At 49.6% G+C, this 25,287-nt stretch carries 21 protein-coding genes and 1 riboswitch; of the genes, 9 read left to right on the forward strand and 12 right to left on the reverse strand.

What is annotated here, in order from left to right:
• Nucleotides 1-5: 5 nt before the first annotated feature.
• The 11 genes from P2H89_RS02085 to P2H89_RS02135 form a co-directional block, all read right to left on the reverse strand.
• Complete coding sequence (locus P2H89_RS02085; RefSeq protein WP_275824828.1) at nucleotides 6-584, reverse strand: MarC family protein; 579 nt, start codon at nucleotides 582-584, stop codon at nucleotides 6-8.
• Nucleotides 585-710: 126 nt separating this feature from the next.
• Nucleotides 711-1,313 (reverse strand): alpha-ribazole phosphatase, encoded by a 603-nt coding sequence (gene cobC, locus P2H89_RS02090; protein WP_275824829.1) that lies wholly within the window; start codon nucleotides 1,311-1,313, stop codon nucleotides 711-713.
• 33 nt (nucleotides 1,314-1,346) lie between these two features.
• Nucleotides 1,347-2,159: an adenosylcobinamide-GDP ribazoletransferase gene (locus P2H89_RS02095; protein WP_275824830.1), complete on the reverse strand. Its 813-nt coding sequence runs from the start codon at nucleotides 2,157-2,159 to the stop codon at nucleotides 1,347-1,349.
• Nucleotide 2,160: 1 nt separating this feature from the next.
• Nucleotides 2,161-3,228 (reverse strand): nicotinate-nucleotide--dimethylbenzimidazole phosphoribosyltransferase, encoded by a 1,068-nt coding sequence (gene cobT / locus P2H89_RS02100; RefSeq protein WP_275824831.1) that lies wholly within the window; start codon nucleotides 3,226-3,228, stop codon nucleotides 2,161-2,163.
• A complete protein-coding gene (locus P2H89_RS02105; protein WP_275824832.1) occupies nucleotides 3,225-3,947 on the reverse strand; it encodes a diphthine--ammonia ligase in 723 nt (240 codons plus the stop codon). Before P2H89_RS02105 ends, cobT begins: the two co-directional genes overlap by 4 nt.
• 9 nt (nucleotides 3,948-3,956) lie before the next feature.
• On the reverse strand, nucleotides 3,957-4,487 hold the full coding sequence (locus P2H89_RS02110; protein WP_275824833.1) for a bifunctional adenosylcobinamide kinase/adenosylcobinamide-phosphate guanylyltransferase: 531 nt from the start codon (nucleotides 4,485-4,487) through the stop codon (nucleotides 3,957-3,959).
• Complete coding sequence (locus tag P2H89_RS02115; RefSeq protein ID WP_275824834.1) at nucleotides 4,474-4,698, reverse strand: cysteine-rich CWC family protein; 225 nt, start codon at nucleotides 4,696-4,698, stop codon at nucleotides 4,474-4,476. The genes P2H89_RS02110 and P2H89_RS02115 overlap by 14 nt, the downstream gene beginning before the upstream one ends.
• On the reverse strand, nucleotides 4,685-5,626 hold the full coding sequence (locus P2H89_RS02120) for an ABC transporter substrate-binding protein (RefSeq protein ID WP_275824835.1): 942 nt from the start codon (nucleotides 5,624-5,626) through the stop codon (nucleotides 4,685-4,687). The genes P2H89_RS02115 and P2H89_RS02120 overlap by 14 nt, the downstream gene beginning before the upstream one ends.
• Nucleotides 5,627-5,722: 96 nt before the next feature.
• Complete coding sequence (locus P2H89_RS02125; RefSeq protein WP_275824836.1) at nucleotides 5,723-6,313, reverse strand: DUF6580 family putative transport protein; 591 nt, start codon at nucleotides 6,311-6,313, stop codon at nucleotides 5,723-5,725.
• A gap of 17 nt (nucleotides 6,314-6,330) precedes the next feature.
• Complete coding sequence (locus P2H89_RS02130; RefSeq protein ID WP_275824837.1) at nucleotides 6,331-8,313, reverse strand: TonB-dependent receptor; 1,983 nt, start codon at nucleotides 8,311-8,313, stop codon at nucleotides 6,331-6,333.
• 121 nt (nucleotides 8,314-8,434) lie between these two features.
• Nucleotides 8,435-8,688, reverse strand: a riboswitch (cobalamin riboswitch).
• 140 nt (nucleotides 8,689-8,828) lie between these two features.
• Nucleotides 8,829-10,877 carry a TonB-dependent receptor gene (locus tag P2H89_RS02135; RefSeq protein ID WP_275824838.1) on the reverse strand — a complete coding sequence of 683 codons (2,049 nt, stop codon included), beginning with the start codon at nucleotides 10,875-10,877 and terminating at the stop codon, nucleotides 8,829-8,831.
• Between the two features lie 277 nt (nucleotides 10,878-11,154).
• On the opposite strand from P2H89_RS02135, the gene P2H89_RS02140 reads away from it, so the two are divergent.
• The 5 genes from P2H89_RS02140 to P2H89_RS02160 all read left to right on the forward strand — a co-directional run bounded on the left by P2H89_RS02140 (nucleotide 11,155) and on the right by P2H89_RS02160 (nucleotide 17,924).
• Nucleotides 11,155-12,489: an APC family permease gene (locus tag P2H89_RS02140; RefSeq protein WP_275824839.1), complete on the forward strand. Its 1,335-nt coding sequence runs from the start codon at nucleotides 11,155-11,157 to the stop codon at nucleotides 12,487-12,489.
• A gap of 3 nt (nucleotides 12,490-12,492) precedes the next feature.
• Nucleotides 12,493-13,668 (forward strand): PLP-dependent aspartate aminotransferase family protein, encoded by a 1,176-nt coding sequence (locus P2H89_RS02145; RefSeq protein WP_275824840.1) that lies wholly within the window; start codon nucleotides 12,493-12,495, stop codon nucleotides 13,666-13,668.
• Between the two features lie 235 nt (nucleotides 13,669-13,903).
• The gene (locus P2H89_RS02150) at nucleotides 13,904-15,358 is read left to right on the forward strand and encodes a TolC family protein (RefSeq protein ID WP_275824841.1); all 1,455 of its coding nucleotides are present in this window, start codon (nucleotides 13,904-13,906) and stop codon (nucleotides 15,356-15,358) included.
• Nucleotides 15,359-15,395: 37 nt separating this feature from the next.
• The gene (locus P2H89_RS02155) at nucleotides 15,396-16,769 is read left to right on the forward strand and encodes an efflux RND transporter periplasmic adaptor subunit (protein WP_275824842.1); all 1,374 of its coding nucleotides are present in this window, start codon (nucleotides 15,396-15,398) and stop codon (nucleotides 16,767-16,769) included.
• Nucleotides 16,770-16,889: 120 nt separating this feature from the next.
• Complete coding sequence (locus P2H89_RS02160; RefSeq protein WP_275824843.1) at nucleotides 16,890-17,924, forward strand: NAD(P)H-dependent glycerol-3-phosphate dehydrogenase; 1,035 nt, start codon at nucleotides 16,890-16,892, stop codon at nucleotides 17,922-17,924.
• Between the two features lie 171 nt (nucleotides 17,925-18,095).
• On the opposite strand, the gene hemW is transcribed toward P2H89_RS02160, so the two are convergent.
• The gene (hemW, locus tag P2H89_RS02165) at nucleotides 18,096-19,217 is read right to left on the reverse strand and encodes a radical SAM family heme chaperone HemW (RefSeq protein WP_275824844.1); all 1,122 of its coding nucleotides are present in this window, start codon (nucleotides 19,215-19,217) and stop codon (nucleotides 18,096-18,098) included.
• 47 nt (nucleotides 19,218-19,264) lie between these two features.
• On the opposite strand from hemW, the gene P2H89_RS02170 reads away from it, so the two are divergent.
• The 4 genes from P2H89_RS02170 to P2H89_RS02185 all read left to right on the forward strand — a co-directional run bounded on the left by P2H89_RS02170 (nucleotide 19,265) and on the right by P2H89_RS02185 (nucleotide 25,264).
• A complete protein-coding gene (locus P2H89_RS02170) occupies nucleotides 19,265-21,079 on the forward strand; it encodes a BamA/TamA family outer membrane protein (protein WP_275824845.1) in 1,815 nt (604 codons plus the stop codon).
• Nucleotides 21,080-21,214: 135 nt separating this feature from the next.
• A complete protein-coding gene (locus tag P2H89_RS02175) occupies nucleotides 21,215-22,264 on the forward strand; it encodes a DUF4271 domain-containing protein (RefSeq protein ID WP_275824846.1) in 1,050 nt (349 codons plus the stop codon).
• A 75-nt stretch (nucleotides 22,265-22,339) separates the two neighbouring features.
• Entirely contained in the window at nucleotides 22,340-23,098 is a 759-nt protein-coding gene (locus tag P2H89_RS02180) for a uroporphyrinogen-III synthase (RefSeq protein ID WP_275824847.1), read from the forward strand.
• A 99-nt stretch (nucleotides 23,099-23,197) separates the two neighbouring features.
• On the forward strand, nucleotides 23,198-25,264 hold the full coding sequence (locus tag P2H89_RS02185) for a thioredoxin domain-containing protein (RefSeq protein ID WP_275824848.1): 2,067 nt from the start codon (nucleotides 23,198-23,200) through the stop codon (nucleotides 25,262-25,264).
• Nucleotides 25,265-25,287 lie beyond the last annotated feature (23 nt).

Genomic DNA, 25,287 nt, shown 5'->3' on the forward strand with positions numbered 1-25,287 from the left:
TTACACTATTTGATCAGTCCGCCAACGTTGCTCGCAAAGATTTTTACGGCAATGGCCAGCAAAATTACGCCAAAAAACTTTCTCACCGCTAATAATCCTGCCGGTCCTAAAAGTTTCGCAATATAATTCAGGGATTTCAAAACGAGGAAAACAATTATCAGGTTGATCAAAATGCCGAAAAGCACCGTCCATTGGTTGTAATTGGCCGACAGGGAAATGATGGTGGTCAACGTACCGGAACCGGCGATCAGCGGAAAAGCTATCGGAACCACCGTACCGGATTTATGATCCGCATCACTTTTGATGAATTCCACGCCCAGCACCATTTCCAGCCCCAGAATAAAGATCACGATGGATCCCCCTACTGCAAAGGAGCGCACATCCAGTCCCAATATTTGAAGGAATTTTTCACCCGTCAGCAAGAACAGGATCATCAATCCGCCCGAAACCAGTGTGGCCTTGATCTCATCGATGCCCCCCATCTTTTTCTTCAGGGTGATCAATAAGGGAATAGAGCCCAGTATATCGATGATCGCAAATAAAGTGAAGGTAACAGTGATCAGGTTGTCCAGTCGCAGATCCATAGCCTTAGATTTAGCTGACAATGATCTTACAATTTACAAGTAATTGCCCACAAACCGGCGTGTGAAACCATCAGCCCACAACAGGCGAAGACCCGGCCTGCAAGCACTGGCTCAACCGGGTGTAGTTTATTGATAGCTCGGCTTGTGTTGCTCTTTGCCCGAATTGATGTTCGACAGCATTTCGTGACGGAAACCATCGCCCTCCCGGTCAATCCTGACCACGCAGCCATAGTGCAGCGAAAAAGCGCTGAAAGAATCTTTCAGTGGAGTGCCTGTGATATGAGCCAAAATGCTCCGTATCACTCCGCCGTGCGTAACAATGGCCGCTCGTTGGCCAGAGCCAGCCACGGCATCGAATACCCGGCTCACCCGGTCAAATACCTGCACATAGCTTTCTCCTCCGGGTATGCTTACGTTGACAAAATCGTTCATCCACGGGTCAACCACCTCGCGGGGAATGTCATCCCACCGCTGCAATTCCCATTCACCGCAGCAGATCTCCATAAGGTTTGACTCATAGTTGATTGGCTGTTCCGGGAACAAGTGTTCCGCCAGTTTGCTGCAACGCTGCAAGGGACTGCTGTAGATGGCTTGCAAACCACCAGGCAGGTGTTGGCGTATGATAGCAGCCTCCTCTTCGAACGTACGGGTTACGTCGATATCAGCCTGGCCATAGCAGGTGCCTTTTTCGATCAACGGGGTGGTATGACGGATCACATAAATGCTCATAGTGCAATAATAAGAAATTCGGAACAGGCCGGGTTAAAGGGCGTACCGCCAGATGATCAGCGCAAACAGGTAAAAGCTTAGTTCACTTACCTGCTGAATGGCACCGAGGCAGTCTCCGGTATATCCACCGATCCATTTCTTGAAGTACTTTGCCAGCCTGTAGACGATGATCATTACCGGGATGATCGCCAACGCAAAATGCCAGCTCAGGAAAACCAATGGCAATACCGCAAAAGCAATGGCCATGAGGATCGTAACAGCAGATGGTTTGTTGCTGGTCACCGGTTTCGACTTGCTGCCATCGGGATCGGTCACATATTCAAACAGGCAAATGGTCAATACTCCCATCAAACGGCTTACCGCATGCGCAGCCACCAGTATCAACAGGAAATGACGGTAATTGTAGAAGATGTTTATGGAAGGCTCATCGAGTGCAGGCGTGAATTTGGGAAGTTCCTTCAGTAACAAGAATTTTGCGGATAAGATGCTGATCAGCCCGGTAACGCCATAGGTGCCCAGCCGGCTGTCTTTCATAATGGCGAGTATCTTTTCCTTCGTCCAGCCCCCGCCAAAGGCATCACACACATCGGCAAAGCCGTCTTCGTGGAAAGCACCGGTGGTGAGAATGCCCGCGATGATAGAAGCCAGGATGGCGATATCCTCGCTTACGTATTTGTTGAAGACAAGAAAGGTAAGTCCGCTAATGGCAGCCACTATCCACCCGATCAGGGGGAAATAACGGGCAGACTTTTCCAGGTATTCCTGCGAATGGTCGGTAAACTTCGGCACCGGCAACCTGGTCAGGAACATCATTGCAGTGAAGAAAATGCGTATTTCTTTTTTCATATCATTCTTTATTTGACACCCCGGCCGATTCAAAGGAAGCCATCTCTGCCAGGAAATTGACGGCAGATTGTATCAGCGGGATCGCCAATGCTGCACCGGTACCTTCGCCCAGCCGCAAGCCCAACTGTAATAGGGGAGTAGCTTTTAGATGTTCCAGCATCCTGGCGTGACCATGTTCGCCACTGGTATGTGCGAATACACAATACTGCAAAACACGTGGATCGAGCTGTTGGGCGATCAGCAAGGCTGCTGTTGTAATAAAGCCATCTACCACGATCACCATCTTTTGAGCAGCCGCTTCGATATAAGCACCCGCCATCATGGCGATCTCATAACCGCCTACCGTTGCCAGTAAAGCCATTGGTTGATCGGCCAGCGCAGATAGCATATGCAGCGCATGTACTTTCTCCAGAGTTTGAACCTTTGTTTCGAGTTGACTATTATTTACGCCGGTTCCGCGGCCCACGCAGGCTGCAACAGGCATTCCGGTAACAGCACTCATGATCAGCGAGGCGGAAGACGTATTGCCGATACCCATTTCTCCAAAGCCAATACAGTTGCAGCCACGGTCGGCAAGGCTATTTACAATGGCCCGTCCTTCATCGATGGCGGCGCGTGCCGCCTCCTTGGTCATAGCCGGGCCTTCGAGGTAATTGGTCGTACCCATGTCGATCTTCGCGTTGATAAATACTTCGCCGCCTTTTACCTTCAATTGACTCGAGGCGGGAATAAGATCGGCATTCACACCCGCATCCACTACCTGCAAGGCAATGTTGTGCTGCCGGCAGAATACATTGATCGCGGCACCCCCATTCAGAAAGTTCAACACCATCTGGGCTGTAACCGCCTGTGGGTAGGGGTTCACCAGTCCCGTTAGCGCAATCCCATGATCGCCTGCGAATACGACAATATGCGGTTGGGTGATCACCGGCGACACGGTTTCCTGGATCAGGCCCACCTGCAGTGCCAGTTGTTCCAATACGCCCAGCGACCCGGGTGGTTTGGTTTTATTGTCAATTTTGTGCTGCAGATCGGCCTGCAGGGAAGTAATCGTTGAGTTTGTTGTCATGGTAGTAATAGATCACAAAAGTAAAAGCCAAAAGTGGAAGCCTGGTCCATCCGATTGTCGGAGGAGGCTGTCGTTTGCGGCGCCTCATACCGTTTGTATACGATCTCGCCGCTTGTGTAAGGAATCGGATATTTGAAAATAGGACCGTCAAAGACAAAGGAATGATATTCGCCGTTTTCGCCGCAAACATCTACGTTATCGGGCAGGTCGCGGACAAACGATTCGTCGATCAGGCGCCCGCAAAAGCCCTTGTCGAGGAACTTTTCATTCACGCACACAATGACTGCCTTGAACCCAAGCCCCAGAAACTCCTCCATCAGCTCCTTAGTGGAGACCTTCCATAAAGGGAAAACGCATTCCATGCCCATCGAAGCCAGCTTCTGCTCACGGTAGATCCTCAGGTCCTCGAGAAAAATATCGCCAAATACGGCATGGGTATACCCCGCAGCTTTGAGAGTCCCTACCCGTTCCATCATAGCCTGTTCATATTCCGCCATACCTGGTTGTTCGGATAGTTCGATGGTATGTAAAGGCAGTTCGATAGCATTTGCCTGTTCTACCAGCAGCTCCCGCCGCACGCCATGCATCGAAATGCGGTTGTGCGCCGCATTGACGCTGGTAAGTAAACTTTCTACGCTGTATCGCTTATCTTGTTTTATGCGGTGCAGGCAAAGGGAAGAATCCTTGCCGCCGCTCCAGTTCATGTATGCTTTGATCATCGGTATCGTTTATCCTTTGATCACCATGGGTATGCCGCTCACCATAAATACGACTTTGCGTGCCTGCGCTGCGATGAATTGGTTCACCCAGCCTTGCAGGTCGGTAAACTTGCGGCCGATCTCGGTTTCTGCATGCACCCCCATACCGATCTCATTGCTGATGATGATAAAGGTGCCGGGCTGTTGCTGCAATTGCAGCACTTCCTGCTTGCAGGCTTCCAGGCAGGCGTCGATATCATACTTGTTATCGATAAAGAAATTGGTGAGCCATAGCGTAACACAATCGATCACAGAAACCTTGCCGCCCAGATCGAGCTGGCTGATCTGCTTTTCTTCTTCGATAGAGGTCCACCGTTCATCGCGGTCGTTCTGGTGCCGCTTGATACGGTTATGGAACTCGCTGTCCCATTTGCGGGCAGTAGCTACATAAACAGGGTTTGCACTTAATTGCAGGGCCAGGTCCTGCGCGTAACGGCTTTTGCCGCTGCGGGCTCCTCCGGTCACGAATATGATGCCGGGCTGCTGATCACTTATTGACATCCAAAGAAAATTTCTCGGTAAATAAAACAGAACGTTGCTTCAGTTCCAGTAAACAGTTCCGGCACAGGCAATCCTGATAGCGGCCGGCAATAAAAGCCTTCTCTTCTTCATTGAAGGAGATGCCAAAGCACTGGCAATGGTGTACATCGCCTACTTTGCATTCAAACACCTGCTGGCAACGCGGACAGCTTTTTTGTTCATGCTTGCACATGGGCCATGATTTTATACAGGGAAGTACATTTATGTTCCAAACCGGCTGGTACATTGAACAGGCCAGGGTGGAACATCGACGCCAGTATCTCGATACCATCCACCAGGGTGCTGGCACTTGGCTGGGTAAAAAGATCGTAGTCGGCAATGTATACAGCGGCTTGCTGCACTGCCGTTAAACCACTCCATTCCGGTTTTTTGGTCAGCAAATGTAGTTCTTCCATAGTGCGTTCAACCGTAAATCCACAGGGGGCAATGACCAATACTTCCGGGTTGTATCGAACGATCTTCTCCCAGGGGGTAACGATGCTGTCGCCGGCGGGGTTCGATAGCATATCGATGCCGCCCGCGTAGGCTACCTGGTAGGGTATCCAGTGGCCGCAGTTGTAGATAGGCTCTACCCATTCCATCACCATCACTCTTTTTGGAGGCGCCTTGTGGGCGCGCAGGGTATCGATGATCACATCGATGCGGTTTTGCAGGGCAGCCAGGTAAGGATAGGCTGCTTCCTCCCGGCCCAGGGCTGATGCTATGGTAATGGCTGTATTGAATACATCCTGGAGATTATTGGGCGTAAGCGGTACCAGCTGCGGCTGTTTATCCAGTTTGGCCACGGCAGCGGCCGTACAGGCAGTATCGATCTGGCACACTTCACAAACGTCCTGGGTAAAGATAACATCCGGACCAATCGATTGGAGCAGGGCCTCATCTACGTAATAGAGGCTTTTGCCCTGTGCTTTCGAGGCCGAGAAGATCCGGTCTATCTCGATGCTGCTGTACTGTTTGCCCTCGAGCACACAGCGCACTACTTTGCTCTTTTCGGCCAGGGCTGCGTGTGGGCACTCGAACGTGATGCCGTGCAGCAGGTGCTGCAGGTTCATATCGTAGATCATTTGCGTGGCGGCAGGAAGAAAAGAACAGGCTACCATAATTAAACGATTAAGTGGTCAATGGATAATGGTGAAAAAAGAAAAGCCGGCGAACGGTGCATGACCACCAGCCGCCGGCTTTACACAAAAGATATATTAAGCTTTGGGCTGTGCAACCTGCAGCGTGGTAAACCTTCTTTGCAGCAGCTCGAAACCTCCGAAGAATACTCCGCTATAGAGCAGGGTGCCCAACAGAAAACTTCTTTCGTAGGGAATAGCTGCCACCAGGCTGGTGAAATAACCGGCCCAGGTTTTGGGATACATCGATTCGGCGATCACGAAACAGCCGGGGCTGGTGCCGATCCAGTGGATCAGGGTGGCGACCAAAGAGGCCAGCACCACATTGGTCACTGATACCTTTTTGATCAGGCGCTGACCCGCAAAAGCGATCAATGCAAATGCACCATAAGTCCAGTAAAAACCTTCGAAGAAGAAACGCCATTCGCCGTAGTACACCATCCTGTTGAGGATAATATCGCTGATCCAGAGTGTGAGCAGAGGAAACAGGTAGGCTTTGTAGCTTTTGCTGAAATAGGCGCCGCCAAACAGGGCCATTGCACCCAGCGGGGTCAAGGTTGCCAGGGGCGACATTTTAGCTTCCTTGGTAAGAACGATCCTCACCACGGCAGCCAGCAGCATAAAGGCCAGCAGCACCAACATACGGGGATTGAATTTCTTCGAAGACATATCAATTGTTTTATTAATTATAAACGTACCGAGATTCCGGCATTGAAATTACGCCCTAAAGTGTTATAACCAAGCACTTCCACGTAAGAAGTATTCGCCAGGTTCTTCACATCGGCAAAAACCTTGATGGCCTTGATCACCTGGTATTCTGCATAGAAATTCACCAGGGTATAGGCTTTCAGTTTGGCGATCGATGTGGGGTAGGTGCTGAAATCGAGGTCTGTACGCTTGCCGAAGCTTTGCACACCGGCGCTCACAAACAAGCCCTTGATCACATGATAGTTCACCGTTGCACTGAAAATATCTTTGGGGCGGCGTGCCAGATTGAAATATGTAGTATCCTTCGCGCCGGTTTTGGTGGTCACCTCGCCATCAACATGTGCCCAGGAAAGGATCAGTTTTACTTTCTCCTTAATGTTGATCGTGGGCTCAATTTCGAAACCCCAGTCCTTTTGTTTGTCCTGGTTGATGTAGTAGCTCGCAAAGGTATTGGGGTTGGTATAGAACACGATCGCGTCGCGTACGTTGCGTTTGAACACCGCCACGCGTGCGTTGATCAGGTTGTTGGTAGAAGCGTATTGCACACCACCTTCATACGTGATCGCTTTCTCGGGCGAAAGATCGGTGAACGGGTTCTTGTATTCGGAGTACAACTGATACAGGGTGGGTACCTTGTAAGCAGAAGAGATGTTCGCAAATACCTTGAACTGCCGGTTGATCAGGTAGGAGGGGTTGAAACTGAATACGCCGTTGCTGCCATACACGGAGTGATTATTGAAGCGGCCGCCGGCCTCTACGTTAAAGCCACGTCTGTTGTAGGTCAGTGCACCATACACACCCACCTGGTGCTGTTTTGCCGAATCGGTACTGATCGTACTGGCATATTCGCCGTTGTAGATCACCCCGCCCATTTCATATTTATATACACCGGCTGTCTTCACGTCAGTGATGCCATTACGGTAGTCTACGCCGCCGGTGAACGTTAGGTTCTCGGCAAGCGGTGTATGAATGTAGGCATCCAGGAAATGTTCATTGCCCTTATAATAGCCTGTGCTGTAACCATCGAAAATAGATTCTTTGATGGTAGAGTCATTGAGGTAGTTCCGCTCTGTATAGGTTAAATTGTACAAGAGGTTCAGTTTGGCTCTACCCAACGAAACTTCACTGCGCAAACCTCCTTGTATGTTCTGCTGGTTGAAGCTATAATCCTTGTCGTCGGCAAAAGCGTTGGCATCCAGCTGGCTGTTGAACTTGCTATACCGAAAGAAGGGGGATATTTTAACAGCGTGCGATACCTTCACTCCAAAGTTGGCGAGGATAGAGTTTTGCTCATAGCCGTCTTTGTCGAACTTGCCGGTATTCCCGGCATCGGTTGCTTCGCTGATACCAGCTGTCTTTAAATGGGTGAAGCCTACATTATAAGAAAATCTGTCTACGCTGCCATTAACGCCTGCATTCACCTTACGTGTCTCGTAACTGCCGTAAGAAACGGTGGCGTAAGGCGAAGCGACCTGCTTGCCGCCTCCCTGGCGGGTGATGATGTTGATAACACCGGCCACTGCGTCGGAGCCATAGAGTGTTGACTGACTTCCTTTAAGTATTTCGATGCGCTCGATATTGTCGATGGGCATCATACGCAGGTCGAAGTTGCTGCTGGAGCCGGTGGCATCATAAACAGGAGCGCCATCCACCATGATCAGCGTGTAGTCTGATTTGGCGCCACGCAGGTAAACGGCCTTATCTTTTCCTGGGTTACTGTTGGCCCCATTTACGGAAATGCCAGCCTGTTCATTGAGTAATTGGGAAAGGTCCTTGCCGGCGCTGCGGTCAAGCTGTGCGCGGCTAATCACTGTGATCACCTTACCGGTTTCGGAAGTCTTTTTAGGATATTTAGTGGCGGTTACCACTACTTCGTCCATGGCTCTTGCAGCCGTAGAATCCTGCGCCTGTGAATAAAGAGCAGCCAGCAGGGCAGTGAGAGAAAGTAATCTTTTAATCATGCTCATAGTTTGTTTGAAATGAAGAACTATGAACCTTCGGCAATAAATGAATACAAACAGAAATGAAATGTCTTCTGCAGTAAGACCTTTTCATCCCGGCTTTTCACCCGAAAGCTCGTCGATGTCGATGCGTATAACTGGCAGGTCTTCTGGCTTGTTTTGAGTTCAACACCTTCCCGTTTGTTGGGTCAAACAGTGGTTTGAAGATTGAACTTAAAGAGAATCGGCATGACGAACGGCGATAAGGTTACCTGTCATAAAAGTCCGAATCACTAAAACTTACAGCTACGGGGATAGCACCGGATTTACACCGGTTTCCCTTTTAATCCAGGCCGCTTGTGCGGGCGGCCGGAAACCAATTACGGCTGCAAATGTAATAAAGAGTTGGGGTTTTTAACTGTTCTTTAATTTTCACAAACAGGGGCAGGGGCTGTTTCAACCCCAACCTGGGTAGGTGCCAATGCAATAAAAAACCCTTCCCGGATGTCTGGTGACCTCGCCGGGAAGGGAAGTTGTTATTTGTTGTATTTCAGGATGATGCCTCCAAAATAATTGGCGCCGGCAGCTGCATTGAAATACCTGCCAGCAGCGGCATTGATGTCATTACCCAAACTGTAACGCACATCGAACAGGTTATCGGCCCCGGCAAAGAAATCGGCCATCAAGCCTTTTGCGAGGCGGGTGCGCCAGCCCAGGCGACCACCACTCAGCTGGTAAGCCGATGCCTTCTCGGTGTTGGCGTCGTTGAGGGCGATGGGATCGCTATAATACCAGGTGAGGTTGGCGTAAATGCCTGGGCGTGTCGTAAGGTCCAGGCCCGCGGCTACGATATGCGGCGCTACGCTGGGTAATTGCTTGCCCGAGAAATCGGTAGCCCCTTGTTTAAATTCATCGTATTTGAAACGGCTCCAGGTATGACTCACCCACACCTTGGCACCACTAATGAAACCATGGCGGCCCGGCAGCAATTGGTAATAGGCCTGCGATTCAATTCCAAACTGTTTCGTAGAACCTGCATTGACGAAATAATCGGCATTGCTGGCATCGCGGCGCTGAACGATCGCATTCTTCAAGCGGTAGTCGAAAACATTCACTTCCACATATAGGCGCTGTTGCAGCCAACTGCTTTTAATGCCTGCTTCATAATTTATGCCCTGTTCCGGGTTGAGGCCCGTGCTGATCACCGACGTAGAAGGCAGTACCTCCTGGGTAGTGGGTGGAGAAAAACCTTTAGCCACACTGGCGTAGATCAATAGTTGAGGAATGATCTTCTTCGACAAGGCCACACGGGGCGCCCACTCGTTGCTGTATGTTCGATTTACCGGCACAAAAGAAGGGACAGACAGGCGTGTGATGGTGATAGATGATTTATTGAAGCTGATTCCTGCGTCTAGATTCCAGTTGCCGGGCAATTGCACAGATGCCTGTGCAAATACCGAATAGAGCCAGTTGTTGATATCATCATCGGTTAGGACAGAATCAGGATTGCCCTGTTTGTTTTGGAAGGTTTTGGTGTTGAAGAAGCCACGCTGTGCTTCGGCACCCCAGGAAAGTTTTAACTGCGTTGCCTCGAAAGCATGGAGCCAGTTGAATACTGTGCGGCCGCCAAAATGCGGTTCGGTCCTTTTCTCGTAATTGCGGAAGGTGGGGTTTTTGATAATGGAGAAAGCGCCATATACTACCGAGTTGTTATCGAGCTTGTCGGTGATGCGGTATTGGTGCGAAAGGCCGGCGAGGAATGTTTGCTGATAAATACCTGCTTTCAACGCATCGGCATTGGGCCTGGCGCCGCGGGGATTGTTGTTGTATTCAGTCTTTGTCAACCCACCTGGCGTTTGATAATAAAGGTCGCCGTACAGTACACTGGCCTGCAGCGACTGGCGTTCGTTGATCCTTAATTGTGTTTCCCAGGTGGCCACATCGCGCCGCGTCTGGGTATGATCGCGATAACCATCGCTGGTTTGGTGGGTATATCCAAAGCTATTGTGGTTGTCTTCGCCGCCCAGCCTCACCTGTGCATAAAGACTGTTCAGGTTATAGCTGCCCAGAATGTAACCGGCATCGGCGCCTTTGGTCCATTGGTCGGGCTGACTGTTCAGCAACACGGCGCCACCCGTACCGGCTCCATACAGGCTGCCGGCGGGTCCTTTGATCACTTCGATGGAATTGATATTATAATAACTCAGCTGATTGAGATAGGTATTGCCGCCGGGATCGGTAAAAGGGATATTGTTCCAGTACACCTTTATGTTACGGACTCCAAAAGGTGAACGAAGGGTGCTGCCGCGAACATTAAGGCGGAAGCTGCCGGGCGAGCGTTCTTCCATGTGCACGCCGGGCGTGGTATTGAGGGCTGGCAACAGGCTGGTATTGCTGAATCTTTCCAACTGGGGCTTGCCAATGTAATTGATAGCGCCCGAAACCTCTTTCAACTGGCGGTTCTGTTCGTATGCTTTTACAGTGACCGTTTGCAGGGTGACTGCCGTATCGGGAGCGGGTCTTTCCTGGGCAGTGAGGTGAACGGCCGGCAGGCCGGTGAGTACAAAAAGCAGGGTGTTTTTCATCCGAAGTGTCTTCGTTTTTATGAACTGGTAATCGCCCGGAAACAGCTCCAAAGTTGGCTGTTTCTATCGGGAGAGCCAGGATGTAAAAATAATCAAAAACAAACGGCACGCGACGTAAACATCAGCAATCTATGCCGGGCTATTGGCCGGGCAGGTGCTATGATATCCATAAAATGTGGCCAGGCTCAAAATGAAACGGCGTCAACCGGTTGCCGGAAGGCGTTAATGCCGGAAAATGCGTGGTTTAAAGATCATTGCTTTTCTTTATCTTCCGCGAATGAAGTCCAAACTCAGCTTATTCGATCTCACCATGATCGTTATTGGCCTGGTGATCGGAATGGGCATATTCAGAACTGCTTCGAACTCTGCTAAGGATGCCTTAACCCCCGGTGTGTTTTTCGCCGCCTGGATCGTGGGCGGTCTGGTGGCCCTTTGCGGGGCCCTTACCTACGCCGAAATCGGTTCCCGGCACCCGGCCACCGGCGGATATTACCGCATCTTTTCTTATGCCTATCACCCTTCGTTGGCGTTCTCCATAAACTGTCTCATCCTCGTATCGAATGCTGGTTCTTTATCGGGTGTGGCTTTGATCGGCGCCGGATATATCAGTAAAGTGCTGCTTCCCGGGCCAGTCTCCGACCTTACCAAGGTATTCATCGCCGCAGTAGGGATCATCGTCTTTTACGGGGTTAATCTATTGGGACTGCGTATGAGCGCTAAAACGCAGAACGTACTCATGATCATCAAGATCGGCATGGTCGTAATGCTGATTGCGGCGCTGTTCTTTCCATCACTTTATCATGATAACAGCGCAGCCCACGTGGCTCCTGCAGCAGCCGGCTGGGATCAATACATCAAATCCTTTGGTATGAGCCTGGTAGCGGTCTCCTTTACCTACGGCGGTTACCAGCAAACCATCAACTTCGGACATGAAGTGAACAATGCCTCCCGCAATATTCCGAGAGGCATTTTTATTGGCATCGCAGCCATTATTGCGCTCTACCTGGCCGTCAATTACAGTTACTATAAGATCGTTGGATTCGAGAATCTGAAGAATACCAATGAAATTGCCTCGGTGATCGCCTTTAAATTGCTGGGGCAGGACGGTGCCGATATCTTCTCGGGCCTGCTTTTCCTCTCGGTGCTAGCCTACGTGAACGTGCAACTCCTGAGCAACCCGCGTGTCATGTTCGCCATGAGTGAAGACGGTGTATTGCCAGCCGTGTTCAAGGCCAAGTCGAAACAAAAGGAAGTGGTGGTGACTTCACTCACGGTATTTACCATTGTTTGTATCATCGTGCTGTTCTTCGCCAAAACCTTCGACGAGATATTGAGCTTTACCATTTTTCTCGATTGCTTTGGAATGGCGCTTTCGGCCGGCTCGATCTTCATGCTCCGTAAACGAACGAAACACCTGGATGGCACCGGCATCTATTCTATGAAACTCTATCCGCTGCAACCCCTGATCTTCATAGCCGCCTATATTTTTGTCTGCATCAGCATCATCATCAATAAGCCGATGACGGCCCTGATCGGCGTGCTGGTACTGGCCGGTTTTATGATACTGTATTTTTTAATGCCGAAAACAAGCCCAACGAAAACTGATAATTAAGTTATGATGCCCGACAATGACCTGTCATACATCCTCAATGAACTGGGGGAAGACCGCGAGCAGTATTTCCGAGCGATTGCACCTCCCATCATGCAAACCAGCAACTTCGCCTTCAAGAGGGTGGAGGAGCTGCGCAAGGTATTTGAAGACGAATACAGCAATTACCTGTATACCCGGGGGCTCAATCCTACGATAGACATATTGCGAAAGAAGCTCGCTGCGCTCGATAGGGCAGAAGACTGCCTCGTATTCAACAGCGGGGCTTCGGCCATCTTTGCTTCCGTATTCGCCAACGTGCAGTCGGGCGATCATATCGTTTCGGTCAAAAAGCCCTATACCTGGGCACAAAAGATGTTCGATAATGCGCTGCCTCGATTTGGTGTCAATACGACCTATGTGGATGGTACGCAGATCGAAAACTTCGAAAGGGCCATTCTCCCTAATACCAAAGTGATCTACCTTGAATCGCCCAATAGCTGGGATTATGCCCTGCAGGACCTCCGTGCGGTTGCCGAGCTGGCCCGCGCCGAGGGCATTGTGACCATCTGCGACAACAGCTACAGCACGCCTTTGTTCCAGAAACCGATCGAAATGGGTATTGACATGGTGCTGCAATCGGCCACCAAATACATCGGTGGGCATAGCGACGTGGTGGCGGGCGTGCTTTCGGGCACCCGCGACATGATGAAAAAGATCTTCGACAATGAACTGCTGAATATGGGCAACGGCGTATCTCCCTTCAACGCCTGGCTGCTGATCAGGGGCCTCCGCACCCTGCCCGCCCGTCTGGATCGCATTTCGCAATCGACCCGCAAGGTGATTGCCTACCTGCAGCAACACCCCATGGTAGAAGAGGTGATCTTCCCGCTCGACGAAGGATTTGCCCAGTATGAGCTGGCGCGCAAGCAAATGACAGGCGCCTGCGGCCTGCTGACGATCGTGATGCGGGCAAAAAAAATGGACGAAATTGTAACCTTCTGTGAATCACTGCGACATATTATGATGGCGGTCAGCTGGGGCGGCTACGAAAGCCTGGCTATCCCCCGTTGTGCTTCTGTTCAACCAGACCAATTCGATGCTGCCGAAAGAGAACACCGGATGATCAGGTTCTACATCGGACTGGAAGAGCCCGACTACCTGGTGGCAGATATAGAACAAGCCTTTGCGGCGGTGCACTGATGTTGCCCGGGCGGCAGCATGATCAGGTGCGCCTTTGCGTGTTTCCGGAATACCGGAGCAGATAGACCTTCATGCCCTCGAAATGGTTGCTGGCAGGCTTTCTGCTTACGATCGGAGGCAATTTTAACCGTATTTTTTTTCATGCTTTGCTGGGCTTGCTGTATTTTGTGTGGTTAGGTCAGGAGCAAAGTTGCTTACCAGGCAATCCCCCGAATATTAATCATTGAATTGTTCTATGAAAAGGAAAATTCTGTTACCTGTATTGTTGCAATTTGGTTTGTTGGGTACCGTTACCTGCCAGGAAAAGTGGGACCTGAAGCGGTGTGTGGAATATGCATGGGCCAATAACATAACCATTAAACAAAGCAGTATAGACGCCGAGATTGCTGATATTGACCTCAAGCAAAGCAAATGGGGCCAGTATCCGGGCGTCGATTTCAGCACCAGCACGGGTGTACAATGGGGTCGATCCATCGACCGCACCACCAACGTTTACACCAATATATCGAATGTCTTTCAAAGCTTCAATGTGAGCGCGGGTGTGACCGTTTTTAACTGGAACCGGATCAAGAATAATATACTATCCAGCCGCTTTTTGAAGGATGCGGCTCATATGGACGTAGAGAAATCCAAAAATGATGTGGCGCTCAATGTAGCTACTTATTACCTGCAGGTTTTGCTGGCGAGGCAACAACTTGAGATTACTCAGGTTGCGATGCATCAAACCAAGAGCCAGATCGATTTTACCCGCAAGAAAGTAGATGCCGGTACCGTGCCGGAGTTGGATGCATTGACCATTGAAGGCCAATATGCCACCGACAGTTCTAACTATATTACTGCACTGTCCAATGTCGATCAGGCTATGCTCACCTTGAAAGTGGCGTTGAACGTCGATGCCGGCGCACCTTTTGATATCGAAAATCCTCCGGTTGATCAGATTCCGGTCGATCCGATACTGCAATTGCAGCCGGAAACAGTATTTCAGATCGCTATGAAAAGTCAACCTGCCCAAAAGGCTATTGGCTTGCGGATCCAGTCTTTTAATTCGTCCTTAAAATCTATCAGGGCAGGTATGTTTCCGACTATCTCAATAGGTGGCGGACTTGGTACCAATTTCACGAGCGCCACCAAAGAAAGCAGTCCTTTCCTCAATGGTGTTGAAGCAATCGGATACGCGCAGACACCAACGGCGCAATATCCCGTATATATTCCTAAAACCGGGTTTACCACCAACAAGAAATCATTTGGTCAGATCTGGGATGGCTGGGGAAGCCAGATCAACAACAACTTTGGCCAAAACCTTGGGTTTACTATTTCAGTACCCATTCTCAGTGGTGGGCAGGCTAAGTTTAGTTATGAGCGGGCAAAATTGAATGTAAAAAATGCCCTGGTGACGAAAGAGCAAATAGATCAAACCCTGAAGAACGATATTTACAAAGCCTACTACAGCGCTTCTGCCGCCTTGCAAAAGTTTAATGCATCACAAAAATCGGTAGACATTACCCAGAAAACCTATGACTATGCCATGAAGCGTTATGAGGTTGGGTTGCTCAATACCTATGATCTGCTCATCAGTCAAAATAACCTGACCCGCGCTAAATTCGACAGGGCTTCCGCCCAATTTGACTATGTGTTCAAGATGAAGGTTCTGGAGTTCTATAAAGGGGAAGGGATCAGGCTTTCCAAATAAGAGATATCAGACTAACTGTACAACCAATAATCGAATTATGAAGAAGAAAAAAATCTGGTGGATCATCATCATACTGGTAGTTGTTGTAGTACTGCTGCTGGCGCTGAAAGGTGGTGGGGTGATCGGCAAGGAAGAAGGCATTAAGGTGTCGACTGAAAAGGTCACCAAACGCACGATCATCGAAACCGTAAATGCCAGTGGAAAAGTGTTTCCGGAAGTGGAGGTGAAGATCAGTCCCGATATTTCGGGTGAGATCGTGGAGTTGAATTACGATGAGGGCGATAGCGTTCGGAAAGGCGCTGTACTGGCCCGTATCTACGCAGATATTTATTCTTCACAGCGCACACAGGCTGCCGCACAGGTAGATCAACAGCAGGCGACTGTGGGAAACAGCAAAGCCCAGCTCGAAAGCCTCAAGTCGGCCCTGGAACTGGCTAAGCGAACGCACGAACGTCAAAAGCAATTGAGGTCCGATAAAGTGATCTCTGAGTCGGAGTTTGACCAAGCTACCAACAACCTGCGTACGGCCCAGGCTAATTACGACGCGGCACTGCAGAATATTCGTAGCGGCGAGGCAGCCATCGCGAGCGCCCGCGCCAGTCTCGAACGAGCCGATAAAGACCTTAGCCGTACTGCTGTAGTGGCAACCATGCACGGCGTAGTATCGCTCATGAACGTCAAGAAGGGCGAAAGGGTGGTAGGTAACTCTATGATGGCGGGTACTGAAATGATGCGCATTGCCGACCTCAGTGTCATGGAAGTACAGGTGGACGTAGGCGAGAACGATATTCCCAAAGTGAACCTGGGCGATTCCGCCCTCATCGAGGTCGATGCCTACAACAACCGGAAATTTAAAGGTATCGTTACCAAGATCGCGAGCAGTAATACCACTGCTGCCAGCGCTGCTGCGGCTACCTCCAACGATGTTACGAACTATAAAGTGCACATACGCATCCTGCCCAGCTCGTACAAAGACCTCATCGATCCTTCCAAACCCAAGAAGTTTCCCTTCCGTCCGGGTATGAATGCCAGTGCCGACATACAAACGCTCACCAAGGCAAATGTGATCGCTGCTGCCATCAACGCCGTAACGACGCGTGAAAAAGGGACCGACAAAGTGGCGAATGAGCAGAAAGATAAAAAGGAAGAAGAAGGAATTCAACAGGAAACGAAGGCCGGCCTGGCGAGCGATCTTGATGAGGTCGTATTCGTCATGCAGCCCGGCGGGACCGTAAAGCGCGTGAAAGTGCGCACCGGCATCCAGGATATTAATTATATCGAAATACTCGGAGGTTTGAAGGAAGGCGAGGAGATCGTAACGGCTCCTTACAACATCATCAGCAAAACGCTGAAGGATGGCCAGAAAGTGAAAGTAGTGCCAGCCGACAAATTATTTGAAGTGAAGAAGTAACGGCATGGCGAAGGTGCCGATGCAAATAAATAAGATTCAACAAGGTACAAGGCCCGGGCATTCGCCCGGGCCTTGTACCTTGCACCCGTTTCCTTACATTTGGGGCAAATAACGATATCCATGAGAGTAGGAGTTATAGGCAGCGGTAGCTGGGCAACAGCATTGGCGAAGATCCTGACCGATAATAAGAAGGCGATCAACTGGTGGGTGCGCAGAGAAGAGATCGTAAAGCACCTGCAACAGCGCCACCATAATCCGCATTACCTGCACTCCGTTTCTTTCGACACTTCCCTGCTTGCCCTTAACACCGATATTAAAACGGTGGTAGCCAATAGCGATTGCCTCGTGATCGCAGTCCCTTCCGCTTATATTCTCGATACCCTTCAACCACTTGACAAGGCGGCCTTTGCCGGAAAAAAGATCATTTCGGCCGTAAAAGGGATCATCCCCCAGAAGAATTTATTGTTGAACGACTACCTCGAAGCGGAATACGGTTTACCGCAATCCGACTATTTTACGGTGATGGGCCCCTGCCATGCCGAGGAAGTCGCTGCGGAGAAATTGTCGTACCTCACTTTTTCGGGGGTGGATGTAACATTTACCGAGGAAATCGCGACTTATTTTAAGACAGAGAATATCAACACCATCGTCAACCATGATGTGTACGGGGTGCAATATGCCGCCATTCTCAAAAATATCTATGCACTGGGAGCAGGGATTGCTCATGGACTGGAGTACGGAGATAATTTTTTGAGTGTGCTGATCGCCAATTGTGCTGATGAGATGGCGGGTTTTCTAAAAAAGGTCGGTATTCAGCATATAGAGGTGGGCATCCACGAGGAAGACCCGGTTACCCATCGAAAAGCCGCCAATTACTCGGCTTCGGTATACCTGGGCGACCTGCTGGTAACCTGCTATTCACTGTTCAGTCGTAACCGAACTTTTGGTAATATGATCGGTAAGGGATATTCGGTGAGGGCTACCCAACTGGAAATGAACATGGTGGCTGAAGGGTATTATGCGTGTAAATGTATTCATGACATAAATCAAGCCGTTCAGGCGGATATGCCTATTGCCACCGCCGTTTACCGGATACTGTGGGAAAATGTTAAACCTGGCACTGGATTTAAACAAATAGAAACCGTACTGGTCTAAAATGTGTACCTTGTTATAAGATTATGCCTTTCTCATTTCAAGCATATGGCCCCTTTGCCATCCTGGTGATCATCGGGATACTTTCTTTGGTGGAATTGGTGAAATACCTCAAAGGCCACAAAGGAGAGCATTAACGTATAAGCCTAACCTTCTCTTGGGTTAATGTATTTCCTAAACAAACAGGTCACCCGCCATCCTGTCTGCAAATAATTTCCCCTGTTTGGTCAAAGTCAGCCGATTGTGTTTTTCGGTCAACAATTGCTGATCAATGTATCGTAGGCTTTGCCGGTGGATCTCATTCATGACCTTTTCTCCGGCCAATACCTTCACCTGCTCCAGGTTTAATCCTTCCATCGTCCGCAACGAGATCATAATATATTCATTCAGCCGCTGATCGGCTGTCAGTATTTCCTCTTCGAAGGGTACCGTGCCTTTGACAAGCGATTGAATATATAGGGCGTTGTTCGCGATGTTCCATTGTCGACCTTTACCATCGAAGGAGTGTGCCGACGGGCCAAGCCCGAGGTATTTCTTTCCTTGCCAGTACGAGCTGTTGTGCCGGCTGCGATGTCCCGGCAAGGCAAAGTTGGAGATCTCATAATGCTCATAACCAGCTGCCCCTGCCCAGTCCATTAACAGGAGGAACTGACGCGCCTGGTCGTCGGGTTGTACATTACTGACCTGGTGTTTCTGTATCATTTTGTCAAGCGCGGTTTTCGGCTCCACAGTCAGCGCATAGCAGGACAGGTGAGGTATTTTCAGGGACAAAGCGCGCTGCACGTTTTCCTGCCAGCGTTCATCCGACAGGGTGGGCGTGCCGTAGATCAGGTCGATGGTCATGTTGTCAAATTGCTGTAATGCCAACTCGAGTTGGTCGATAGCCTGCCGGGCCGTATGAGCCCGGTTCATCCATTGCAGGTCTTCTTCGAAAAAAGATTGTATGCCGATACTCAATCGGTTCACCCCATTGCCCCGCCACTCCGACAATAACGAGGCGGTAATATCATCGGGATTAGCTTCGAGGGTCACTTCGGCGCCAGGCGCAATGTTGAAGGTATTCCCCAATGCCGAAAGTATGCGTTGAAGTTCATTGGCGGTAAGAAGCGATGGCGTGCCGCCGCCAAAATAGATGGTTTCGACCGATTCGGTGCCTAGATAGTCTTTCTGCAGTTCGATCTCCTTCAATAAAGCATCCAGAAAATCGTTCTTGAGTCGTAACGTCGTTGAAAAATGGAAATTACAATAATGACATGCACGTTTGCAAAAGGGTATGTGGAGATAGATGCCTGCCATTGGGTTCCGTATTTTTATCGGATATTACAGTTCAATTGTTGAAACGGATGATGGCAAAGGTAGCAGTATATCGGCATATGGGCAGCGGGGGCATCGCGATCATCCTTCTTCTGCTGCCCTGCCTGCTATCGGCCCAGTATAGATTGAAGATCAATTCGGTAGACAAAGATTCCATTTTCATTGTCCGGAACCTGCGCCTCCAAACCGATTTCCGGAATGGCGATCAGTGTGTGGAATATGTGAATGCCCTGCCGGCTGTTCTGGGCGCTAAGGGATATCCGGCAGCTTCGGTCGACAGTGTTATATACGACAGCCTTTCGGCATCCCTGCAATTGTATGTGGGCGAGCCCTTGCAATGGGCGCGGCTCAATATGGATTCCGTAGACCGCAAAATTCTCGAACAGCTGAACTGGGCAAACAGGAAAGGCGCAGCACAGAAGCCGGTGGACTTTAATTCCCTGCAAAATCTTCAGCAGCGTATACTTGACTACCTTGAAAACAATGGTCATCCGTTTGCCCGGGTACGCCTCGACAGTATCAATGTTCAGGGCGATGCGTATGAAGCTTCCCTGAAAGTGGACAAAGGCCCGCTTTATCGGATCGACAGCATCACCAATAAAGGCAGTGCAAAGCTGTCGGACGTCTTCCTGCAACATTACCTTGGCATACCTAATGGTAGTGTCTTCCGGAAAGACCGTCTACAAACCATCAGTAAGAAGATCCACGAATTGCCCTATGTGCAGGAGCAGCAATCCTGGGATCTTACCATGCTTGGCACCGGATCGATCCTCAATGTTTACCTCGCTCCCAAAAAGAGCAGTCAGGTCAACGTGTTGGTAGGCTTTCTGCCCGCCAGCGATCAAACGGTCAATAACAAACTGTTGGTGACAGGGGAAGCTACCATCAATCTGAAGAATGCGCTGGGCGGCGGGGAAACAATCGGACTTAACTGGCAGCAGGTGCAGGTGAAATCGCCGCGGCTCAATATCGTATTCGCCTATCCTTACTTATTCAATTCGCCATTTGGGATCAATTTTGGGTTCGACCTCTTTAAGAAGGACTCCTCTTTTGTCAATATCAGTTTGCTGCTGGGGCTGCAATATGCGCTGGCGGCCAATAAAACAGGCAGTGTTTACCTGCAGAACCTTACCTCCAACCTGCTTACAGTAGATACCTTTCAGGTAAAGAATTCCCGGAAGCTGCCCACCGAGGCGGATGTCCGTTCTGTAAACATTGGGGTGAACTATGAGTGGTTCAATACAGATTATCGTTATAACCCACGGCGTGGCAATGAGTTTTTGATCAACTTATCGGCTGGTACCAAAAAGATCAATAAGAACAGCTCGATCGTAAAGTTGCGCGATGAAGGCGCCCCTGATTTTGACTTTAATAGTCTGTACGATACGGTAAACCTGAATGCGTATCAATTCAGGGTCAAACTGGCTTATACCCATTATTTCCGGCTCACAAGGGCTTCTGCACTGAAACTGGGAGTGAGTGGAGGATGGTTTGAGAGTCCCAGTATTTTCCGTAACGAGCTTTTCCAGATAGGCGGTTACAGGCTGCTGCGTGGATTTGACGAGGAGAGCATATTTGCATCCCGCTACGCCGTCAGTACGCTGGAGTACCGGTATTTATTGGGACAGAACTCTTTCTTGTTTGCCTTTACCGATCTGGGCTGGGCCAAAAACTCGGTGCCTGCGGTCAACGTGAGCAATGCCTTTCTGGGAGTGGGGCTGGGGATGGCCTTTGAAACCAAAGCAGGTATCTTTAATATCTCCTATGCGGCCGGCAAGCGCGACGATGCCAAATTCAACCTGCGCCAGTCGAAGATCCATTTGGGTTATGTGAATTATTTTTGATGATTGCCTTACGGAGCCTTGTAATATAATAGGAGTGGCGATTTATGTAAACTTCTTCCGGGTTTAAATAATGAAGCACGGCACTTTGTCGTTCTCCAAAGATTCTTAATACTTTTGCACACCCAATTATTGCTGGTGAAAAAAATTGTACTACTCGTTTTCTCTTGTATCCTGTCGTCCCTATACTTCGTTGCACAAGCCCAGGATTCAGCGGTGCGTCCCCCCGATACGGCTGTGCCCCAGGCACCGGTCGTAAAAGATACGAGTGTACGAAAGGTGCCAGTGGTCCGGAAAAAGCCCGATTCTCTGGCAAGAGCGCTGCAAGCCGCCAGGCGCGATTCGATCTATCGTGATTCACTGGTCCGGATTGCGGCAAAATCCAGTGATAGTCTCGTGACAGCCCGGCTCAAAGAAGAGAGCCATCCTGTTGAGAACACCTTTGAAGGATTTCAGGCCGCAGTGCGCAATCACCCATATTACAACATTAAAGGTCCCGGTAAAGTCCTTTTCCTGAAGAGCAATAGTTTCTTCAATACGGATGGATTATTCTATTTTTTGTTTGGTCTGTTGTTCTATTATGCCATCGTGCGACTGTTTTTCCATAAATACCTGCATGATATCACGACTTTATTCTTCCGCGCCACCATGCGACAGCAGCAGTTACGGGAGCAATTGTCGCAAACACCCCTGCCTTCGTTATTCCTGAACGTCCTGTTCTTTTGCGCCGGAGGGATGTTCATGGCGCTGGCGGCCTTGTATTTCAACGTGGTACCAGAACCCAACCTGTGGTTGTTGTGGGGTTATTGCAGCCTGATCGTATCGATCGTTTACCTTGGTAAATTCATTATCCTGAAGGTGATCGGCTGGATATTCAACGTAAGTAATGCAACCGATACCTATATCTTCATCATCTTTATGGTCAATAAAATGGTCGGTATATTCCTATTGCCGGTATTGATCATGGTGGCTTTCCCGTACCAGTCATTTCTACCGGTAATTATCACCTTGGCATTCATTACGCTGGGTTTGGCGTTGGCTTATAGGTTTATAATTGCTTATAAACCAATCAGAAACGAAATAAAGGTGAGCCGGTTCCATTTTTTTGTATACCTTTGCGCCTTCGAAATAGCACCCCTATTGCTGATTTACAAGGTGTTATTGATTTTTGTGGAAAGAAGTTATTAATTTGCAAATCCATACGGCACAAATATGGTAAAAAACGGGGCTAAACACGTAGCAACTGATCCTAGTTCGATTAGTGTGATTAAGAAAATATTGATCACCCAACCCAGACCAGAGACCGACAAATCACCGTACTTCGAGCTTGCCAGGAAGTATAGCGTGGAGTTGCAGTTTCATCCATTCATCCGTGTCGACGGAATTCCCGCTAAGGAGTTCCGCAGGCAGAAAATTGAAATTGCCCAATACTCTGCTGTTATCTTCACCAGCCGCAATGCGATCGATCATTTTTTCCGCATTTGCGAAGAAATGAAGGTGAGCGTTTCACAGGATACTAAGTACTTCTGCATCACCGAAGCAGTCGCTTTATACCTCCAGAAATTCATACTCTACCGCAAACGCAAGGTGTTTTATGGCGCCGATGGCACCAACAAGAGCATGTTCGATGTGGTAAACAAACACAAAGAGAACGAGAAGTTCCTCTATCCCTGCTCGGAAAACCAGCAGGATAACGAGATCGTGAACTGGCTCAAGAACAACAATTGCGGATTTGCCACTCCCTTCATGTACCGCACCATCAGCAACGATGTAAAGGAAGTACTGGATAAGAACGAATTTGACATTATCTGCTTTTTCACCCCCAGCGGTGTAAAAAGTCTATTTGACAATTGCCCAAAATTCCAACAAAACGGTACCCGCATAGGTGCGTTTGGCAGCAACACATCAAGAGCCATAGAGGAAGCTGGCCTTACCCTTGATATCAAAGCGCCACAACCACAGGCACCATCCATGGTGGCTGCCCTGGAACAGTACCTCGCCGGTCTGCTGAAGAAAAAATAATTTTACGCTGAACTAACTTACTGCGATGACCTTTGTTGGTTGCAATGGGTAGTGACCTACCCGCAACCGACAGAAACTGTCATCCTATAACAGCGTATAATGAGCCAACATTCCAACAGGTTAAAAGACGAGAGCAGCCCATATTTGCTTCAACACGCCCACAATCCGGTCGATTGGTATCCATGGGGCGAAGAAGCCCTTCAAAGAGCCCGCACAGAAAATAAGCCTATACTGGTTAGCATTGGTTATGCCGCCTGCCATTGGTGTCATGTAATGGAAAAAGAAAGCTTTGAGGACGAAGGCACGGCATCGGTCATGAACGAACATTTCATCAACATCAAGATCGATCGTGAAGAACGTCCCGATCTGGATCATATTTACATGGATGCGGTGCAGACGATGACCGGCAGCGGTGGATGGCCTTTAAACGTATTCCTGACGCCCGCAGGCAAGCCTTTTTACGGCGGCACCTATTTTCCTCCCCGCCCCGTTTATAACCGCCCTTCCTGGAAAGAAGTGCTGCAAGGAGTTGTTAACGCATACCGCGACAAACAGGAAGCTGTAGAATCGCAGGCCGATAACCTCACGCAGCACCTTGTACGCTCCAACGAATTTGGGATGCAGTCCGTCACTGAACTGGGCTCCGATCCCGGAACTGTCTTTACGCAGGAAAAGGTGCGCCTGATGTACGCTAACATCATGAAAACAGCCGACCGCCTCGAGGGCGGGTTCGGTGGCGCTCCCAAATTTCCGCAAACCTTCACCATTCGCTTTTTGCTTCAGCATTGCTTCCACACGAAAAATGAGGAAGCATTGCTACAGGCCTGCCTGAGCCTGGATAAAATGATACTGGGAGGTATATACGATCAGTTAGGCGGGGGCTTTGCCCGCTATGCTACCGACGGGGCCTGGCTGGTACCTCACTTCGAGAAAATGCTATACGATAATGCGCTGCTGGTGACGGTGCTTTGTGAGGCATTTCAACTGACCAAAAATCCGTTGTATGAACGGGCTATCCGGCAAACGCTTTCGTTCGTGGAAAGGGAAATGTTGTCGCCCGAATATGGCTTCTATGCGGCGCTGGACGCCGACAGTGAAGGAGAAGAGGGGAGATTTTATGTGTGGGACAAAGCCAACATTGATCAATTACTGGGGCAGGAAGCTCCCCTGTTTTGTGCGTTTTATGACGTTACGGAAGAAGGCAACTGGGAGCATAAGACCATCCTGAATATCAAAGTGCCGCCGGCAGAATTTGCCTTGCAGCATGGTATCACGGAAGAAGAGTTATGGTCCCAAATGGACAAGTGCCGGGGTATATTGATGCAGGCGCGTAACCGGCGTATCAGACCCCTGCTCGATGATAAGCAATTGCTGGGCTGGAATGCGTTGATGAACACGGCCTATAGCCAGGCAGCGGCAGCTCTGGGCAACGATCATTACCGGGAGGTAGCGGTGCGCAATATGGAGTTTTTACTTGCCCGATTCAAACATCCGGATGGATCTTTTCAACATACTTACAAGGAAGGCGTGGCGCGGTTTCCAGCCTTTTTGGACGACTATTCTGCCCTGATTCAGGCATTGTTGCAGCTACAGGAGGTCACCGGTGATACCAGTTACCTGTATACGGCAAAAGGGCTGACAACCCATGTTCTCGATAACTTCAGTGAAGAGGAAACAGGTTTTTTCTACTTTACACCAACCGGAATGGCCGATATTATCGTACGTAAAAAGGAAGTGTACGACGGGGCTGTTCCTTCGGGTAATGCAGTGATGGCCATGAATCTCTATTGCCTGGGTATCATTTTTGATGTGCCGGAGTGGCGAGAGAGGAGTGTCCGCATCTGTAGCCTGTTGCAACAAACGGTCAGTCGCTATCCGGGTTCATTTGGTGTCTGGGCCACCATGGTCCAGGCGCTCACTTTCGACATCCCGGAGATAGCGATTATTGGCGGGGATTTTGCAATGCTTCGCGCGGATGTCTTACGCCGGTTTATCCCTGTCCACGTACTTCAATCCGCTCCCTCTGAACCCTCTAACCAAGATTTTCCATTACTGGGACACAAGCCTTATTCGACTGACGCAGCGATATTTCTGTGTCGGGGATACACTTGTCAACAGCCTGTAAATGAAGCAGATGCATTGATTCGGCTTATGGGAACTGTGTAAAACTTATTCTTTTTTGGGATACA

The organism is Paraflavitalea sp. CAU 1676 (assembly GCF_029223285.1).
In the GTDB taxonomy this organism is placed as follows: domain Bacteria; phylum Bacteroidota; class Bacteroidia; order Chitinophagales; family Chitinophagaceae; genus Paraflavitalea.